General features: G+C 52.7%; 16 protein-coding genes. 10 read left to right on the top strand and 6 right to left on the bottom strand.

The annotated features are described in order from the left end of the window. Positions 1-214: 214 nt before the first annotated feature. From HCH_RS14350 to HCH_RS14335, 4 genes are all read left to right on the top strand, one after another. On the top strand, positions 215-730 hold the full coding sequence (locus HCH_RS14350) for a phage tail protein (RefSeq protein ID WP_011397022.1): 516 nt from the start codon (positions 215-217) through the stop codon (positions 728-730). A gap of 21 nt (positions 731-751) precedes the next feature. Further along, positions 752-1,279, top strand: a complete 528-nt coding sequence (locus tag HCH_RS14345) for a phage tail protein (RefSeq protein WP_011397021.1) — start codon at positions 752-754, stop codon at positions 1,277-1,279. 18 nt (positions 1,280-1,297) lie between these two features. Further along, the gene (locus HCH_RS14340; RefSeq protein WP_041598665.1) at positions 1,298-1,828 is read left to right on the top strand and encodes a phage tail protein; all 531 of its coding nucleotides are present in this window, start codon (positions 1,298-1,300) and stop codon (positions 1,826-1,828) included. Between the two features lie 381 nt (positions 1,829-2,209). Next, entirely contained in the window at positions 2,210-3,790 is a 1,581-nt protein-coding gene (locus HCH_RS14335) for an ABC-F family ATP-binding cassette domain-containing protein (protein WP_011397020.1), read from the top strand. 463 nt (positions 3,791-4,253) lie between these two features. Here HCH_RS14335 and HCH_RS14330 read toward each other — a convergent pair whose 3' ends face one another. Further along, positions 4,254-4,529, bottom strand: coding sequence for a hypothetical protein (locus tag HCH_RS14330; RefSeq protein WP_148212571.1), 276 nt, complete (start codon positions 4,527-4,529; stop codon positions 4,254-4,256). A 431-nt stretch (positions 4,530-4,960) separates the two neighbouring features. After that, a complete protein-coding gene (locus tag HCH_RS14325) occupies positions 4,961-5,461 on the bottom strand; it encodes a hypothetical protein (protein ID WP_011397018.1) in 501 nt (166 codons plus the stop codon). 231 nt (positions 5,462-5,692) lie between these two features. On the opposite strand from HCH_RS14325, the gene HCH_RS14320 reads away from it, so the two are divergent. Then, positions 5,693-6,265, top strand: coding sequence for a hypothetical protein (locus tag HCH_RS14320; RefSeq protein WP_011397017.1), 573 nt, complete (start codon positions 5,693-5,695; stop codon positions 6,263-6,265). After that, the gene (locus tag HCH_RS14315) at positions 6,262-6,705 is read left to right on the top strand and encodes a DUF6210 family protein (protein WP_011397016.1); all 444 of its coding nucleotides are present in this window, start codon (positions 6,262-6,264) and stop codon (positions 6,703-6,705) included. Before HCH_RS14320 ends, HCH_RS14315 begins: the two co-directional genes overlap by 4 nt. Before the next feature lie 715 nt (positions 6,706-7,420). Here HCH_RS14315 and HCH_RS14310 read toward each other — a convergent pair. Continuing rightward, positions 7,421-8,338, bottom strand: a complete 918-nt coding sequence (locus tag HCH_RS14310; RefSeq protein WP_011397015.1) for a serine/threonine dehydratase family protein — start codon at positions 8,336-8,338, stop codon at positions 7,421-7,423. A 205-nt stretch (positions 8,339-8,543) separates the two neighbouring features. On the opposite strand from HCH_RS14310, the gene HCH_RS14305 reads away from it, so the two are divergent. Beyond that, the gene (locus tag HCH_RS14305; protein ID WP_011397014.1) at positions 8,544-9,347 is read left to right on the top strand and encodes an AraC family transcriptional regulator; all 804 of its coding nucleotides are present in this window, start codon (positions 8,544-8,546) and stop codon (positions 9,345-9,347) included. A gap of 92 nt (positions 9,348-9,439) precedes the next feature. On the opposite strand, the gene HCH_RS14300 is transcribed toward HCH_RS14305, so the two are convergent. The 3 genes from HCH_RS14300 to HCH_RS14295 form a co-directional block, all read right to left on the bottom strand. Then, complete coding sequence (locus HCH_RS14300; protein ID WP_011397013.1) at positions 9,440-11,206, bottom strand: bifunctional protein-serine/threonine kinase/phosphatase; 1,767 nt, start codon at positions 11,204-11,206, stop codon at positions 9,440-9,442. A gap of 25 nt (positions 11,207-11,231) precedes the next feature. Further along, on the bottom strand, positions 11,232-11,429 hold the full coding sequence (locus HCH_RS33150) for a hypothetical protein (protein WP_011397012.1): 198 nt from the start codon (positions 11,427-11,429) through the stop codon (positions 11,232-11,234). Between the two features lie 183 nt (positions 11,430-11,612). Continuing rightward, on the bottom strand, positions 11,613-11,942 hold the full coding sequence (locus tag HCH_RS14295; protein WP_148212570.1) for a hypothetical protein: 330 nt from the start codon (positions 11,940-11,942) through the stop codon (positions 11,613-11,615). 360 nt (positions 11,943-12,302) lie between these two features. On the opposite strand from HCH_RS14295, the gene HCH_RS14290 reads away from it, so the two are divergent. The 3 genes from HCH_RS14290 to HCH_RS14280 all read left to right on the top strand — a co-directional run bounded on the left by HCH_RS14290 (position 12,303) and on the right by HCH_RS14280 (position 16,225). Then, positions 12,303-13,925, top strand: coding sequence for a hypothetical protein (locus tag HCH_RS14290; protein WP_041598663.1), 1,623 nt, complete (start codon positions 12,303-12,305; stop codon positions 13,923-13,925). 521 nt (positions 13,926-14,446) lie between these two features. After that, a complete protein-coding gene (xdp1, locus tag HCH_RS14285; RefSeq protein WP_011397008.1) occupies positions 14,447-15,187 on the top strand; it encodes an exosortase-dependent surface protein XDP1 in 741 nt (246 codons plus the stop codon). Between the two features lie 264 nt (positions 15,188-15,451). After that, positions 15,452-16,225 carry a helix-turn-helix domain-containing protein gene (locus HCH_RS14280; protein WP_011397007.1) on the top strand — a complete coding sequence of 258 codons (774 nt, stop codon included), beginning with the start codon at positions 15,452-15,454 and terminating at the stop codon, positions 16,223-16,225. Positions 16,226-16,268: the final 43 nt, after the last annotated feature.

Below are 16,268 nucleotides of genomic sequence, written 5' to 3'. Positions count from 1 at the left end.
AAGTCGACTTACGACCTGCAGAGGCAGTGGCATGTAGGCCATCAGCAAACCTTCGACTTTCTTGCCGCCTAAAAAAACGTCAACTAATCTTCCCCGTATGCATTGCCTTAAATGCAGACTATTCCGGCTGTTTAGTACTCTCGATAGCCACCTGTTGGCTGACGCCCTGTCGGCGCAACGGGGCTGTACAAGGATCAAACAAGGAGACGCCTCAATGACTCCGTATATCGGACAAATAAGCATGATGGGATTTGGCTTTCCGCCTGAAGACTGGGCGCAATGCGATGGCCAGATCCAGCAAATCACCCAGAACCAGGCATTGTATTCTCTCATTGGTATTTACTTCGGCGGCAACGGCACATCCACCTATGCGCTACCGGATCTTCGTGGGCGAACGCCAGTTCATCTCGGCGCGTCATATTCCTCCCAAGTAGGCGTCACCGGCGGGTTAGAGCAAGTTACTATTACTGAGTCCACCATGGGGGCTCACAACCATCCCGTCTACGCCTCATCGTCTCCCGCGGATAAAGGCGGCCCCAAAAGCGACCGCATACTGGCTGAAACACCAGATATTTACTGCCCTGCGGACAACCTGACGACGATGAACTCGCAAGCGATTGGCTTAAATGGCGGCAGCAGCGGCAGCGTAACGCCTCACGCGAACATGCAGCCGTCACTGACAATTAATTTCTGTATCGCGTTATCCGGCGCATACCCTCAACGCAACTAGTCACAGCAAAGGAGATGCATCATGTCAGATTCTTTTCTTGGTGAAATCAGAATGTTTGCGGGGGCTTATGTTCCGCAGCAATGGAGTTTTTGTAACGGAGAAATCCTTACCATCGCGCAGCAGTCCGCCCTATATAGCTTGTTAGGAATAGCCTACGGCGGAGACGGAGCGGTAAATTTTGCGCTACCGGACATGCGAGGGCGCGCGCCCATTCACACTGGAACCGGGACGGGGTTGACCACTCGACCGCTGGGCAGCGCCACGGGTACGGAAACGGTGACGCTGACCATGGCGAATATCCCTCCTCATACGCACGCCCTGCAGGCGTCTAACAACGCAGTGACGGTGAATGTCAGTCCATCAAACCAGGTGACAGGGGTCACCGCCATCAGTTTCTATACAACGACGACAGACCCGACAGGCATCACGACCTTATCGCCACAAGCGATCGGAAACAACAGCGGAGGTGGAGCCCACTCCAACATCATGCCTTATCTCGCACTGGCTTTTATTATTTCCATGTCCGGGACCTACCCGACCCGCAACTAACTATAGGAGCAAGGAGCCATGTCTGAACCGTTTTACGGCGAAATCCGCATGTTCACCTATCAATTCGCACCTGCAAACTGGGCGTACTGCAGCGGACAAATCTATCCGATTAACCAAAACCCAGGGTTATATGCCGTCATTGGCACTCTTTACGGAGGAAATGGCAGCACTACTTTCGGACTTCCAAACCTGGAGGGGCGAGCCCCAATCGCCTGGGGGACAGGTGTCGGGCTAAGTAGTTACCAACCAGGGCAAAGCGGCGGCGCCTCTACGATCCAGCTGACGTCCAGTCAAATTCCCTCTCATAATCATACGCTAAGCGCCGTTACAAGCGCAGGAACCACCCCTGAACCTGGGAACCAGTTATTTGCGTATCAGGGAGGCGACGCCCAACCAGACTACAAGCAACCTCCTTTGGGTACGCTGGTTACCATGTCTAACCAGATGCTTGCAGTCACTGGCGCATCGGCAGGGCATGAAAATAAACAGCCCTATCTGTCCATACCATTTTGCATTGCACTAGACGGAGTGTTTCCACAGCGCAATTAATCAACATACGCCGCAAAAAAGGGCGCTATGCGCCCTTTCGCTTCTTATCCAAGGCGCCATTTTCTCAAGTGTATTTTCACCTGACACCTCACAAAGCTCAGCGACCAGATTCTTTCTCACGAACTCTGCATGTGCTCTCAGGCAAATAACTATTAATCAGGCAGACAAATAGCTTCCTTCTATTTGTCTGCAACGACAGTTTTAAATGAAATATCTATATTTGTTAATGAGTTAGCTATAGCAACAAAAACCGGTTTGGGCTACTCTACTCCCGGTTTTTTCCGCGCGCCGCCCAACGCCATTTTCGCCCAGCCTTCATCAGGGAACTATTCCGGGCGTTATCTCAAGGCGCGCCTCTTTCCGCCATTGACAGGAGGTTTTATGGCCAGTATCAGCGTGCAAAACTTAACTTATCGCTTCGATAACGGCGACACCCTGTTTTCCGATCTGACGTTTACCCTGGACGATAAAATCACCGGTCTGGTGGGTCGCAACGGGGCGGGAAAATCTGTTTTGGCGGCGTTGCTCACAAGGGATAAAAAACCCTACTCCGGTTCCGTCACGCAGTTTTGTCGCGTTGGCTGGTTGCGACAGATTGGCGCGGAAGAAAAGCTTGTTCAGTATGAAACTGTCGCCGACTTTATGGGCGTTCGCGACAAGCTGGAAGCCCTCTCCCGCGTCGCTGCGGGCGGATGCGATCCTCATGACTTTGAGTTGATCGGCGACAACTGGCTGCTGCGGGAAGAGCTGGAGCAGCAACTGCCGGTGCTGGGACTGCCTGTAGATCCCTTATTGCCCTGTCAGGCCCTGAGCGGCGGTCAGCTGACCCGGCTCGCGCTACATCAACTTTTCCAATCCGACTATGGCTATCTCATTCTCGATGAGCCAGGCAACCACCTGGACGAACAGGGCAAACGCTGGTTGGTTGAGCAAATGCGGCGCTTCCCTGGCGGCGTGCTGATCATCAGTCATGATCGCGATATTCTGCGCTGTGTGGACGACATCCTGGAACTGAACAGTCTCGGCGTGCGTCACTACGGCGGCGCCTATGATGTTTACGCCGAACAGCGCGCTAACGAGCTGGCCAGTCAGGAACGACGCATCGAGCATGCGAAAACGCAGATCAAACAGATGCGCCAGACCATGCAAAAGAATCGGGAAAAGGCGCAACAACGGGCTGGCCAGGGCAAGCAGGTCGCGCGCTCAGGCAGTCAGGCGAAGGTCCTTCTGAACACCAGGAAGCAGGACGCGGAGCGCGCTGGCGGCGCCCGGGAAAGTAATCAGAACCGCCAAATGGCGCAGGTTCAGGACCAGCTCAGCAAGCTGAACAAGCAACATGAGATGCTCAAACAGCAAAGCCTGTCCCTGGGCCAAACAGAGAAACGCGTCTCCCGTATTCTGGATATCACCGAAGTGCGTCTGCCTTATATCCAACAGGAAAGCGACATCACATTCTCTGTCAATTTCGGAGAAAAAATCCGCCTGTCCGGCGCCAACGGCAGCGGCAAATCCACCTTATTGAAAGCTATCGCCGGACGACTGTCGCCGGTTCACGGAGAGATTCAGGTGCGCGCCGGCCTGTGCTATCTGGATCAGCATTTCACGCTGTTGGATAGCGCCAAGTCCGCACAGGAAAATCTGGCGCATTATTGCCCGCACTTGTCGGAAACGGATCAACGTACGCTGTTGGCGGGCATTGGTCTGAGACGAGAGCGAGCGGATCAGGCGGCAGCCACTTTGAGCGGCGGCGAAAAGATGAAAGTCGCTATGCTGGCTATCAGTCATCAACCCGGCGATACCCTATTGTTGTTGGACGAACCCGACAACCACCTGGACCTGGACTCCCGCCTGATGCTCGCCCAAGCGCTTCGCGATTTCACCGGCAGCCTGTTAGTCGTCAGCCATGATCAGGATTTTATTGACGATATTGGAGTGAGCGAAGAGGTGTGCCTTGATGGCTGAGCATGCAGCTTCGGCGCGGCTGAAAGAAGAAGTTCAGGGCGTCGCGCACGCGTGATCGCCCTTGATGATACATTACGGTAAACGCCTGTATGATTACTGCGGAATCGGCGCACTGCTGTTAAAAATGTCCCGATGCAGTTTCCATTTCCCGGCTTCCTTCTTCCAGATAACAACATATTTGCCCGCGAATTTCGACTAAATCGGATGTGTATCCAGTGTGAGGCGGTAATTTGACATGGTAACTGACGAGACTAAAAAGATTGCGGCTAGGCGCTTCGGGTGAGCGAACACCCATCGCGCCGAGCAGTTTTAATATTCAAATCAGATGATCGAATTAATTTCAGATATCCCTTAAATTCTAATTTTTAAGCTTTATATCTATTCTTCCGTAGCTTCCCCTCTACGCCTTCTTAAGGCTTCTGTCAATACCATCCAGATTAGACATCGTTGGGCAAAAACTCGATTAGAATTCGTACCCTAATCCTTCAATGTAGTCTTCAACCACATCACATACTTTCTCCGCATCAGTTGTATGTACTTTCTGATTTAGTACGACCACTCCTGACTCCATATCTTCTTGGACCTTCTTGCACATACTATCAAGAAAGTTTAAAACGCTATTTGCTTCATTTTCTGACTCTATCGACTCTTTTTCGAGAACCAGAAGAACCTCTGAATCTTTGAATTCTTCTGCATAATGTTGCATAAAAGCTTTTATAGTGTCGTTAATGCCTTTCATGGTTTTACCTTCATTCGTCCAATGGCCTCCAGGGAACCTCTGAATAACTCCCAGAATCATTCATAATACGGCAGCCCGACTCAGCAGGAATGCTTTTCATGGAACAGATGGCTGCTCCGAAGCCGAAGACCAGGATAATAAGCGTAAGGTTAGCCGGGAAATCTTTCTAGAGCGAATAGATACGCTGATTCTCTGGAAAAGGCTGGAGAAGAAGGTCGCCCGCTATTTCCCAAGGGTGAGAGTGGTCGCCCATCGTATCTGTTTTATCCGCAATGCTCCGCGTTCACTGCAGTAACTTTTTTATAACCTCAGCGATCCCGCAAGTCTCACAGTTATAAGCGCGTATTTTTAGTTCTATCGAAGCTTCCCTTCTTCGATGAGTGACAAGCTCGCCACGACCGTTGTTCATCGAGGGTCGCCGCGTTGCTTTTTTAGAGCCTGCTGTAAACGATCACAGTGCGGTCCAGATAGGCTTCATCTGTCACCACGTTCACGGTGCGCACCAATTTATCGTCAATCAGGTAGATCTGGTCGCTGATTGTGGTGTCGCCGTCGTCAAAGCGAAGAATCACGGAGTATCGGTCGGTGGGCGCCGCCCACGAAGGAATGTCGTCCGCCTGTAAAAATACGCCAGACTTGTTTGCCCTTACCACGCCGCTGAACGGGACGACCTTGGGTGTCAGAACGCCATCCGTATCGAACCACTTGACCTGGGGTTCGCCTTCTTTTTCTTCTTTGAACTCGCCATTATCGTCAATGGTCAAGGCCAGTCCGGAGGTGGGCTTGGCTTTCTCAATCAGTTCCTGACCTGCGCCGCGCAGCCCGGATTTAATTTTGTCGTGACGGACCGCGCCCGGCTCCTGCGCGATCTCGCTGCTTACGGAAATACTGCTGACCAGCAGCCAGGTCCCCACAAAGGATTCAATGCTCATTAGGGTTCTCTTTTAGGTAATATTCTATCTTGTTTACTGCGCCTGGTTTTTATTGGCGTCGCCGCCAATCTTACCTAATTCGCCAAGGGATTTGTTTTAAGAATTTCTAACGTTTTCGCTGAGTTATACATGGGCGTTACACGTCTGACATTTTCATCTAGCTTAACGGCGTCAAGGCCTTGGTTGCCTGGAAGTGATAGAATCGCCCTCTCTTTTTCGGAGTGCGCAACGATGGAATTACATAAGCTGGGATATCACGACAAATGGCTGGAATATCAGATTCTCGATCCAGAACTATTCAAACGGCAATGGCAGGTCTATGAGGAAACCGGCGATAGCAATACAGAGCACTACCGATACGCCGCATTTCTGCACTGGATCACAACCAGGGTCGCCGCCCCGGATGAGGCGCTCAACCATTTCGTTGACCTGACGCTTAATGATCCAGACAGCATGATGGGCGGCAGCGCGTTTATTCAGTTACTGTCTGCCCCCTGGCTGACAGACGCGCAATTCGACTTGCTCAGTCGCCGGTCGCAGGAGTTCGGAAACTGGACAACCGACAAAGTTGAGCGAGTCGCCCTGATGCGACGCCTGAGAGCCGGCGGCTTAACCCCGTCCCTTTTTCGCGATTGTTTGCAATTGCAGGATTCCGGCCTTCATGAAATCCTGCTGGAACGTAGCGATATGGATCGGGACATGATGAAACAGCTGGCTGACCAGGGCGCCAATAAACGCATTCGCAATCTGGCGAAACAGTATTCTGCGTCGAAGAAGCGCTGGGTAGACGCCGCACAACCATGAAAATCACACTCTACGACGTTGTTGGAACCGCCATTATTATCAGTTGTAAATCCGGGGTGGTTTACAGCAATCAAACCGGCGGGACCGCCTGCTTGCAGCCCGAATACGAAGGCGTATTGATCCCCATTGCGAACACAATTGGTATACCGGACTTGAATCTGGTCAGCCCTGAAAATGAACTGGAAAATTACTTCACCGGCCCACCTTGGTTTGGCGGAGGAGCAACGCGCGGCATCTCCGAAGATGACGCCTTGGCGATAGAAGCGATCTTGCAAGAGTACGCGCTTGACGATCAAATCAGCGTTGACCGCAGTAGGCTTCGTCAATCCCACGAAGCATGGATACATATCAATATTGTCGAAGTGGAGGGCCGCTCACTTTTTAGCGGCTTCGGCCCTTATCCAAGGAAAGGCGTCCTGACCTGGCAGAACAGCGATTGACGCCCCATTTGCATTAAATCTACCAAAGGTTCCTCCCAGAAAGATTCTCCGACTCAGCCACTCCGTTCACCCCGGGCCCGTCCAAAGGCCTCCCCCGAAAAACCACCCAACTGCACAAAGCAACCACTCCCCGTTCGCCCTGAGCCTGTCGAAGGGCCTCCCAGAGCGCCCCAACCAAATCGGCTCAAGTGGACTTTATTTCCCGTTGGGTCAGTTTTGCTCAAGGTCACTGCGAGTCTGCCGCCCTTCGACAAGCTCAGGGCGAACGGTTTCTTAGTGGTTGTTATTATCCAAGCAACCAGATTGCTGCTGATTTTCCCATAAAGCAGAGGACACATAAGCAAACCACAAACGATAACCCCAGCCCGTTAGGTCTGAGCCCGTCGAAGGGCTTTCCGGAGCGCCTCCAACCCAGTCGGCTCAAGTGGACGTTATTTCCCGTTGGGTCATTTTTGCTCAAGGTCACTGCGAGAAGGTCACTGCGAGACTGCCGCCCTTCGACAAGCTCAGGGCGAACGGTTTTTTGGTGGTTGTTATTATCCAGACAGCCAGATCGCTGCCGCCTTTCCGATAAAGGAAAGGACACGTAAGCAAACCACAAACGACAACCCCACCCTGTTCGCCCTGAGCCCGTCGAAGGCCATCCTGAAGACTACCCAACTGGGTAACCCCCGTTCGCCCTGAGCCTGTCGAAGGGCCTCCCAGAGCGACAAACTTATCCCGCTTCCGCCCACTTTCGAATCTGATCAATCGTCGCTGTCGCCCCACCGCACACAATCACCAGAACCCTGTCGAACGACGCCAGAACAGGATGGTTTTCATACACAACCGCCAGACTGGCCCCGCACGCCGGCTCGACCAAAATACGATGATCCGTCAAAAAACGCTCACAGGCGGATAGCGCGCTGGCGTCAGAGACGACGACGCTGTGAACAGGATGCTGCTTCGCACACTCCAGGGCGCGCGTTGATACTCGCTTAGCCCCCAGGGAAGTGGCGATGCTGTCGATGCGCTCCAGTTCTACGCTATGGCCGGCCTCCAAAGCAGCATGAAAAGAGGCGGCGCCTTGAGTCTCGACAGCGATAACGGGAACATTCGCCCACTGATTACGCTGCAATCCCTCGACCACGCCAGAGAGCATGCCGCCTCCCCCCACACAGAGCAGCACGGCATCCGGCTTCATTCCCGCCTTGGCGACCTCATCGATCATGGTCGCATGGCCGCGCCACAGCAAAGGATCATCAAAGGGATGGATAAAGGCGTCCGATGCGCCGACAAACGCTTGGGCCCGCTCGTTCGCCTCCTGCCAGGTTCCACCGTGAACGATGACTTCCGCCTGCTCCAAACGCAGCAGCTCGATGGCTCTTTCGGTGGTGGTTTCCGGCACGAAAACCGTCACCGGAATCCCAAGACGTCGCCCCGCATAGGCGACCGCCAGCCCGGCATTGCCGCCGGATGAGGAGATAAAACGCTGTGCGCCCTGCGCTTTGTGATGCTCGCAGGCGGCGCCCACGCCGCGGATTTTGAATGATCCCGGCGGTTGCAGCGCTTCCATTTTAAGCCAGACTGCGCGTCCCGATTTAACGCTAAGAGGAAGCGACTCCAATAGCGGCGTTTCAATATGAAGGCTCATGATGACCTACCTTTTGCATCCATCCAGTTTCCAAATCCAACTTGGTGTGAAGAGTTAAGTATAAGAAGGACAAAGGATAGCGTCGCCCCCACGGCGGGGATTGTAAAATATTGACGCTGACCGGTTTTTTCATGCAGATTAAACCGCTTACACCAGCGCTTTTGCTCCGTATGTTTTACTGCACTTCCTGGCGACTCATCCCTCAATGAACGACAGCGTCCACTATCAACGACTCCCCCATATCCCCGGTCTGGTGCTGGGCGCCGGACGTTTCGCCAAGTTTGATTTCGGCCGTCATTATCATCTGGATTATCACATCGGCATTGTGACGGAGGGCGTGCAGCGGCAGCAGTACAAAGGGGAAACTCAGGTGCTGGGGCCCGGTTTTATTTCGCTGATGCCGCCGGGAGAAATCCATGACGGAGCCTGCGACAGCGACGCCTATACATTGAGAACCTTTCGGGTCTCACAGAAATTGATGCTGGAAGCCAGCGCTGAACTCAGCGACGCGCATACTGGCCCGGAACTGCTCGGCAATGTATTTGAAGACCCTCAAACGGCGGCGCGACTTTTCCGGTTGCATAACGTCATGTGTTCAGAGGCGGTTTCCACGTTGGCGATACAGTCAGAATGGTTGTCCGTGCTGGATGCGTTATTTACGCAAACAGGGGCTATCAGGTCCGGACGCGATCCCAACGCCCTTTCCCATGCACAGTGGCGGCGCATGCAGGATTACTGTCTGGCGAACCTGTCTGAAAAAATCACGCTGGACGATTTGGCGACCTTATGCGGCCTGGGCCGCTTCCTCTTTCTCCGCCAATTCAAACGCACAGTAGGCATGACGCCCCACGCCTGGCTACTGCGACTCCGCCTGGAACAAGCCTGCGCCCTGCTCACCCAAGGCTCCCTATCCGTCGCACACATCGCCCAACGGGTAGGCTTTTACGACCAAAGCCATTTCAACCGGGCGTTTAAACAGGCGTTTGGGGTGGCGCCGTCGGGGTATTGATATGAGGTGACTTCACTCAACATCTGCGACGCCTTATTTACTGATGAATACTTCCCCAGTGCAACATTGTTAAAGGACTGAATCTCGCCCCATCAACTCATCACCTGCCAGATCAACACTGCCATAAGCACCAGCGACACCCCCTGCCAAAACATCACCGGGTTGCGCTCCAGAATGGGCGGTCGGGTTTGGTTGAGGTAGGCGGGGTTGGGGTGGCGGAGGTCGTGGAGGAATTCCGAGAGTTCGGTGTAGCGTTTGTGGGGATTGGGGTGGACGGCCCTCTTCAGGGTGGCGTCGATCCAGGCGGGAATATCTCGTTCTTCGCTGAGCACGGGTTTGTAGGTCAGGCGTTTCTGCGCGCCGGCGGTGCGGGTTTTGGCGACGTCGGCGCCGTATGGGAATCCGCCGGACAGCATGTGATAAGTCAGCACGCCCAATGAATAGAGATCGGAACCGGGGGAGCCGACTTCGCCCAGGAAATATTCCGGCGCCGCGTACAGCGCTGCGCCCAGCAGATTGGGCTGACGCACGCCTTGGTCGTTTTCCGCGACGCCGCCTACCCGGGTTGAGCCAAAATCTATGATTTTCACTATGCCGGACGCGTCGATCATCAGGTTGTCCGGTTTTAGGTCCTGATGCAGCATGTCCATACGGTGAAACGCCATCAGCCCCCTCGCCGCCTGCTCCACAATACCCCTCACCGTTTCCAGATCCGGCCGCGGGTGGTCCCGCAACCATTGGCTCAGCGTTCGGCCTTCAATGTATTCGCTCACTGTGTAGAGATAGGCCCGCGGTCGCTCGAACTGCGCGGCCTTCGCCACATGCAGGCTGTTGATGCGGCGTGCGATCCACTCCTCCATGAGCAGGCGCTCCAGGTAGGCGGGATCGCCCTGCTGATCCGTCGCAGGCGTCTTTATTATCACTTTGGTTTTGGAAACGATATCCAACGCGAGATAAACATGACTGCGGCGGCTGGTTTGCAGACATCGCAAAATTTGATAGCCGTCGAACTCCGCTCCGGCCTGTAAAATCGGGGGAAGCGGTATGGTTTCGACCTGTTGTTGAAACAAAGAATCCACGTCACCGGGCAACGCCTCAACGCGAATGATCTGCAGCGTCAGGTTGTCCTTGCCGCCCTGCTCCAACGCATGATCGACCATGCGTTTGGCGATAGCGTCCAGGTCATCGGGCTCCTGTAACGCCTCGATCAAAGTATGGGCGTCGCAGTATTCATACACACCGTCGGTGGCCATGATAAAGATGTCGCCCAACCTGAGCCGCAACGGCTGGTAGTCGATTTCAATGTGCTCTCTGAATCCCAGCGCCCGGCTTAGACAGCTCTGACTTTGCGACACCCACAAACGGTGATCGTGGGTCAGCTGCTCCAGAGCACCGTCCCGCAGACGGTAAACGCGGGTGTCGCCGACATGCAGGATATGCGCAACATCGGATTTGAATATGACTGCGCTGAACGTACAGACATACCCTTTTTCCTTGTCATAGCGATAGACGCTACGCTGACCTTCGGCGTAAAGCCAGGAATTGGTCGCCCTCAGCACCCGCTGAGCCGAATGCTGCACAGTCCAGGCGTCAGAGGTGCAGAAGTAATCCTCGAGAAAGCTTTTTACCGCCGTTTCACTGGCGATCTGACTAACCGAACTGCTGCTGACGCCGTCAGCCATTGCAAACGCCGCGCCTTTCACCGTCAGTTGCGCGCCCTTGGGAACATAACCGCCATGAAAGTCCTGATTGATCTCTTTACGGCCTTTATCGGTCCATTGACCAAAGGAAAGCATCAGCTCGTTGCGCATATATATCTGGCCCCGCTCATCGACGCCGGGACCCGCCACTGTCCTCATGTAGTGTCTTATCGGACGTTTTGAATCAAGCGATTGCCTGCTTTCCGGACGCCGCCAGTTTGCGCTTGGGCGCTGTTTTGTAGTGGGTGCTGTACCGGGTCAGTCCTGTAAAAGCCAGACCGCCCACCAGATTGCCCAATGCTGTAGGAATCTCGTTCCAAATGAAATAGTCCATGATGGAGAAATCGCCGCCCATGATCCATGCTGCGCCAATAAGGCGCACAAGCCCTGCTATCGGAACCTGGCGATCGCCCCCCTATGAGGAGCCAAAGTCATGCGTAATGTCCTTATCAGTGCATAGAAAAACTCTGAGGCGCGAATAGGGTTTTCAGGCTCATCCTGAACGGGGAAAGTGTGGCGGTTGTATTTGAACGCCTGCTTGCCGAGGCTTAGAGAAACCGCTCGCTTACAGGCCCAAGTGGCCAAACTCGTAATGAATTTTCCGCTCCGCCGTCAGTAGTTGTACTGTGGCGTGCGCATTGAGCGCACAAAAAACTTCCTGGCTGAAGCCGTCGTCATGGTCTGAGAGAGAGTCCTTACAACGCAAGAGCGCATTCATCAAGGCAGTGTAATTGAGCACCCGCTCCAGGGCGCATTCTCCGCTTTTGCGTACAATCCATTGCGCAATGTCTTTGATTTGCTCCAGCTTGCGATTGACCAGAGACAACATCGTCCCCGTATCCAGAGTTCCATCCCCGGCAGCCAACCAAGAGTGATCAACCAACCGTACTTGCATAGATAACTGACTTTTGTTGAGTATTTGAAGGGGCCATTCGTGCATCAGAATGGATTTGAGAAACGCTATCGACAGGTATACCCCATGAACATGACAGAATAACTACAACCGTCATTGGCGCGCTTCGAGACGCAAGATCTCAGGCCGCCAAAGGCGCCGTTTTTTTACAAGTCAGGAAGATGCCTCGTGGATAAGATGGCTTCGCTTCGCTGCGTTGACAGAGACCGCACGAAGAGCGTCCTCAGCGCAGATCCAATCATAGTAAAAGGAAATTTATCTATGTCGCGTTCATTTCTATCAACAAAATCTAACCGTTCTTCACCACAATTATTTATGCGGACATTCCCTGGCGTTTTAGCGTTGGCGATAAGCGCCGCGGCTGTCGTTACCATCGCCCACGCAGACGAGTCGGCGCAGAAAGCGTCCACAATGCGCTTTGAGGACTATCACTTTAGCAATCCGTTGCGGAAAGACCTGCAAAGCGGCGCCATTACCGAAGCGCAGGCCAGCAGCTTGTTTTACAGCAACCCTAAAGAGTTCGCCCGTCGCTACTATCCGAAAATCACCTTACCCGTGGAACGGAAAAAGTTCCGAGGCATCTGGCGCTATTATGACCATAGCCATACCTCCAGCACTCAGCCGTACGACGGAGACGCCAGCAAACCGGTTTACGATGGACACAGCGGCACGGATTTCTGGACCAGCTTCATTGATTTCGGCAAAACCGGTGAATCCGGCAACTATCTCGTTAACCCTTTCCCGAAAGGGGCCGACACCTTTGTGACAGGCATTTACGACGGCGTAGAAGACGCCCCCAACCAACCGGTGGGGTCGTCGGGCAATCATTTGTTCTTGACCACCTATCTGAACAAAACGCCGGAAGATTGCGCTCGCGCGTTTCCATCAGGCTCCGCCTTCAAGCAGTGCGTTGACGACATTCCCAGTTGGAGCAAAATGAGCATGCGCTTGCTGCATCTGGAGTGCGGGACAGTCATGATCAACGATGTAACTGGATATCCGGATAACTGCGCGCCTGCGCCCTCCTCCCGCATTCAGCTGCCGGCGCGAGTCAGCTCCCTGCAACGACTGGCGCGAATTGGCTATTCTGGCGATGCGGGATTGCGCGGCACGCATACGCATATGGATATGTCGCCGCGTTTGGTCGCCCCCTTCAAAGGACGTTACAACACGGGCGTCAACGAGTCCTTATTCTTCGATCAGAGCTGGGTGGAGCGCATTGAGAATTTCGCCGGCGGCGGCGATCCTCACTTCCGCATCAACGGCAGCTTCTTCCCCCAAGTGGTCAATCAGGCGAGCAATAACTATAAGTTCACTTCTTTAACGCCGATCAAGCGTCTTTGGTTGACGGAAAAGCCCAATGGAGTATCCGTGCCGGCAAAAACCATTGACCTGTTGACGACCGCGGTCACCAGCAGCGCCCCGGCGTTTTCATCCCGGGTGGAGTACGACGCCGATTATCGCTCATACACCCTTTACAGCGTGTCTTTCAAAACCAAAGATAACCTGCTGCCCCAGACCGGCGAATGGGGCGTCGTGGCGGAGGACGACAGGGGCAAGCTGAGCAATTCGGCGTTCATCAACATAACCGGCGAAGGTTCATTCAAGCTGAGTCAAGCCTCTGTGTCTCCCAGTAGAGTGAGCAAAAGCGACAACAGCAACGTTCTGTTTCGCTGGAATGTGAAAAGTAACGACAAGATGTCGCGCTTCCAGCGCAAGATCACCCGTAACGGACAATGCATCAACCCGACGACAGGCTCCACCACCAGTCAGTGCTGGAGCGATTGGAACGTGCTGACCACCACCTCCTCCAACGCCCCGTACTCGTATAACTACAGCGTGGAACTGGCGCCCGCCAGCGCCTACCGCAACTGGCGAACCGGCAGCTATGTCATTTCCATAAAGGGCGAGCATGCGACGCGCGTATGGAGCGAAGAGAAGACAGTTAACTTTTATCTCCAATAATCTGTTTCTTTAAGCCTTAACTGCTTTATCTTTGGCGATAATGGGCGCGTCTCCATTATCGCCTTTTTACATTCTGACGTTCGAATAGCCTGTCGTTTTTTACTGATTTAATGCTTTGCTGACAGTTTCCAACCCCCCTTTAAACAAAAGGGTATAAAGCGGTCATTTTCAGTGTAATCCCACCTTTACACTGGAAAACCCTAGGTTTTTTCATTGCTCTATCCCCAAGAGACTATCCCTTAACGGAGAACCAATTAGAGAGGCCCCAACTTATTAACTATAAGGTTTAGATTAGTTTTGCTTAACATTGTTTATTTTTGGCCATTTTATAATCGATACACTCTATATATGTAACTATTAATCACATTAAAGCGACATTATTTCCGCTCTATGTTTTGTCAAATTAATTGACATTAAAAACTTGTTATATAGCTGAAACCATTGATATTTGCGGGTGGCATAAGAGTTGCTGAGGTCGATTTGCTTTGTTAAGTAAATCTACAATGGAGAGAAGTATTCATATGCTAAAAACATTAACCAAGGGATTGTTATTATCAGCGCTGACGGTGTCTTCCGCCTATGCAAGCCAAATCACCTGGGACCTGACTGAAGGCGTTCCTTACGGCTCATACAATAACTCTCTTTCCTATTCGAAAGATGGTTTGAACCTGACTGTAACCGGCTGGAGCGACACAAAAGGTCCTGCGGACGATAAAATTGAAGACGCCCGCCTGGGTCGCTGGAATGGACTTGGCGTCTGCAACGACGACGAGTACAGCAAGACTCGTTGCGCCTCCCCGGAACATTCCACTGACAATGACCCCGGTCGCGACGGCGATTTTGACATGATCATGCTGTCCTTCTCTGAAGCGGTCAGCCTGAGTTCGTTTCAAAACGGCTGGTACGCCTACGACTCCGACGTGTCTCTACTCGCCTACACAGGCGGCTCCTCTTCCTACAATCTGAATGATAAAGATTGGGAAGGACTGCTCAGCGACGGCTGGAGCGTGGCCGGCAATTACTCCAACACCATGACCAAAGAAACCGCGACCAGCACGGATCTGGTTTCCAAGTTCTGGTTGATTGGCGCTTACAATCCGGCCTTCGGTGAGTTGGGCGAGCTGTGCAACGAACTGAACGATCATTTCAAACTGAGAATGCTGACCATCGACACTGTAGAGTGTCCTGAACCTGCCACTCTGGGAATGTTCGGTCTGGGCCTGGCGGGCCTGTTGGCGGCGCGCCGTCGCAAGGCCTCTTGACCTGGCCTCCAAGTAGCGCCCGATTCCAAGCCGGCCTTGCGCCGGCTTTTTTCTAACCTTGTGACTGGATTCGCTGAGAGTTGCAGCTATTGATTGAATCCAAGGTCTAAAGCGCCAACACCACCCAATCAATTTATTGATTTTAAAGGATAAATATAAATTTGAGAGAAATTTGATAGAAACCGGATACCCGCGAGATTCATGAAAAACGTCGCCTCTCGATAATCGATCGCATTGACATGTTATCGATGCGTGAGGTGAAAAATGGATCAGTCGCTGTATTATCATTGGAACAACTTATGTCTTTATATGGGTCGCTTTGACGGGACCTATCATTGGCGCCATATTGCGGATAGTTTCATTGTCAGTCTGGATAATGAATTTGACGTTAAACTGGCGAGTGGCGAGATTATTTCCACTCGTTGCCTGATGATTCCCGCTAATGCCCGTTGCGACTTTATTATAAGCAACCAGCGCATTGCATTTGTGTCTTCTCATTTCTGGCGCAATATTAAAACCACCCTGATCTATAACTATTATTGTTGTGAGCAGGACGGTCTTCTTTTTGACTTTTTGGATGCTTGCGACATTGCGCGCGCTTTCCGGGACTTATATAAGAGACGCCCGAGCGCCGATGACGCCAGGGAGATATTGGATCAGATTCTTAATCCAAAACAATATCCACTTGCTCCGCCTTTAATGGATCGCCGAGTTCGCAAGTTAATCGAATTATTATTGAAGAACCCGGATCTTTCCCAATCTATCGACGATTATGCGGAACTTATGCCGATTTCAGCCGCGCATCTCAGTCGATTGTTCAAGCAGGAAACCCATATTTCTTTCTCGCGTTTTCGCCTGGGGGTTCGTGTGTTGTATTTCATCAAACAGTTTTCGCGCAGTCGTAATTTGACCACCGCCGCCCATGATTCCGGTTTTGCGGATCTGGCGCACTTAAATAAATGCCACAAATTATTGTTCGGCATCTGCCCCTCGCAGTTATGGCTGAGCGAGTCTGAACTTAAGATCTGCGTGGCTTGAACCCCCTGGGCGAGCCCAGTGAATTGAGAATAACTCTTAACTC

The sequence above is a fragment of the Hahella chejuensis KCTC 2396 genome, assembly GCF_000012985.1.
In the GTDB taxonomy this organism is placed as follows: domain Bacteria; phylum Pseudomonadota; class Gammaproteobacteria; order Pseudomonadales; family Oleiphilaceae; genus Hahella; species Hahella chejuensis.
Note: the sequence above shows the minus strand (reverse complement) of the source record. Positions and strands in the feature narration are given on the sequence as shown.

Bases quoted from the DNA above. Each gene is read 5' to 3' on its own strand.
- HCH_RS14350 (WP_011397022.1), top strand. From the start codon at position 215: ATGACTCCGTATATCGGACAAATAAGCATGATGGGATTTGGCTTTCCG.
- HCH_RS14345 (WP_011397021.1), top strand. From the start codon at position 752: ATGTCAGATTCTTTTCTTGGTGAAATCAGAATGTTTGCGGGGGCTTAT.
- HCH_RS14340 (WP_041598665.1), top strand. From the start codon at position 1,298: ATGTCTGAACCGTTTTACGGCGAAATCCGCATGTTCACCTATCAATTC.
- HCH_RS14335 (WP_011397020.1), top strand. From the start codon at position 2,210: ATGGCCAGTATCAGCGTGCAAAACTTAACTTATCGCTTCGATAACGGC.
- HCH_RS14330 (WP_148212571.1), bottom strand. From the start codon at position 4,529: ATGAAAGGCATTAACGACACTATAAAAGCTTTTATGCAACATTATGCA.
- HCH_RS14325 (WP_011397018.1), bottom strand. From the start codon at position 5,461: ATGAGCATTGAATCCTTTGTGGGGACCTGGCTGCTGGTCAGCAGTATT.
- HCH_RS14320 (WP_011397017.1), top strand. From the start codon at position 5,693: ATGGAATTACATAAGCTGGGATATCACGACAAATGGCTGGAATATCAG.
- HCH_RS14315 (WP_011397016.1), top strand. From the start codon at position 6,262: ATGAAAATCACACTCTACGACGTTGTTGGAACCGCCATTATTATCAGT.
- HCH_RS14310 (WP_011397015.1), bottom strand. From the start codon at position 8,338: ATGAGCCTTCATATTGAAACGCCGCTATTGGAGTCGCTTCCTCTTAGC.
- HCH_RS14305 (WP_011397014.1), top strand. From the start codon at position 8,544: ATGAACGACAGCGTCCACTATCAACGACTCCCCCATATCCCCGGTCTG.
- HCH_RS14300 (WP_011397013.1), bottom strand. From the start codon at position 11,206: ATGAGGACAGTGGCGGGTCCCGGCGTCGATGAGCGGGGCCAGATATAT.
- HCH_RS14295 (WP_148212570.1), bottom strand. From the start codon at position 11,942: ATGCAAGTACGGTTGGTTGATCACTCTTGGTTGGCTGCCGGGGATGGA.
- xdp1 (WP_011397008.1), top strand. From the start codon at position 14,447: ATGCTAAAAACATTAACCAAGGGATTGTTATTATCAGCGCTGACGGTG.
- HCH_RS14280 (WP_011397007.1), top strand. From the start codon at position 15,452: ATGGATCAGTCGCTGTATTATCATTGGAACAACTTATGTCTTTATATG.